The organism is Leisingera sp. F5 (assembly GCF_001593695.1).
Genome location: NZ_LUKH01001366.1, coordinates 1 through 1,075 on the forward strand (window position 1 = coordinate 1; position 1,075 = coordinate 1,075).

The following is a 1,075-nucleotide window of genomic DNA, read 5'->3' on the forward strand; positions in this document are numbered from 1 at the left end:
CATCGCAGGCAACATCATCGTGCGTCAGCGCGGCACCAAGTTCTGGCCGGGCGAAAACGTAGGCATTGGCAAGGATCACACTTTGTTTGCCACCGCCGAAGGTGCTGTCACCTTCCGCAAAGGCCTGAAAAACCGCACCTTTGTATCGGTTCTCCCAGTGGCGGAGGCCGCTGAGTAAACCGACCCGAAGGGTAAAGAAATCTTTAGGGGGATCGGTTATAAGACCGGTCCCCCTTTTCTTTTTTGCGTCTGCGAGTTCATGATGAGTTTTCCTGCTGTTTCCAGCCCCCTCGATTTTGTGCCGCTGCAGTTCGGTGTTCACGCCGGACCAACAAGTAGTTTTGCGCGAATTGAAGACCTTGGGGCTTGCTCCAGGGGCAGGGCGAACACATCTGAAAAGCATCGCCGCAACAACAATGACAATTGCCGCCAGAAGTACACAGGCAGAGGAGGAGCACGTCCATGAACTTGGAACATATCGTGTGTCAGCAGGCCATCGAAACAGAACGGTTTATTTTGCGGCCACTGCGAAAATCCGATGCCGGGCTGATTGAACATTACGTCAGCGATGCGCGCGTTGCCCGCATGACCCGCTCGGTCCCGCATCCGCTGCCGCCCGGCGCCGCCGAGGCCTTTGTTGCCCGCGCCATGGCCGAAGAGCGGGACGAGGATGTCTGGGTGATAGATGGCACCGCCGAAGGCGACGCAGAGCTGAAAGGCGTGATCGGCCTCAAGCGGATGGACCGCAACCAGTCGGAAGTGTCCTATTGGACGGCGCCGCCGTTTTGGAATACCGGGCTTGCCTCTGCCGCGGTAAAGGCATTGGTGGATGCAAATCCGCAAAGCAACGCAGCGATGTTTGCTTCGGTGTTTCAGGACAACCCGGCCTCGGCCCGGGTGCTTATCCATTGCGGCTTTGAATATCTCGGGGACGCCGAAAGCTATTCAGTGGCCCGCGATGCCTCTGTCCCAACCTGGACTTACAGCCGAAAACTGTGATTGGCGCGGCGCGCGCTTTGCGGTAAGGCAAACGAAACATTCCCGCCAAGGCCTTGGGGCTTTGGCGGGACACGTG

General features: G+C 58.0%; 2 protein-coding genes. Both read left to right on the plus strand.

Annotation, left to right across the window (positions count from 1 at the left end; translation table 11 throughout):
- Positions 1–178 (plus strand): 50S ribosomal protein L27 (locus A2I95_RS41465; protein ID WP_291738096.1); only part of this gene is annotated, 178 nt, incomplete at its 5' end.
- Between the two features lie 284 nt (positions 179–462).
- Positions 463–999 (plus strand): GNAT family N-acetyltransferase, encoded by a 537-nt coding sequence (locus A2I95_RS41470; protein ID WP_129370917.1) that lies wholly within the window; start codon positions 463–465, stop codon positions 997–999.
- The last annotated feature ends 76 nt before the right edge of the window (positions 1,000–1,075 follow it).

What these genes read in the sequence shown, in the direction of transcription:
- A2I95_RS41470 (WP_129370917.1), top strand. Translation starts at nt 463, where the DNA reads ATGAACTTGGAACATATCGTGTGTCAGCAGGCCATCGAAACAGAACGG.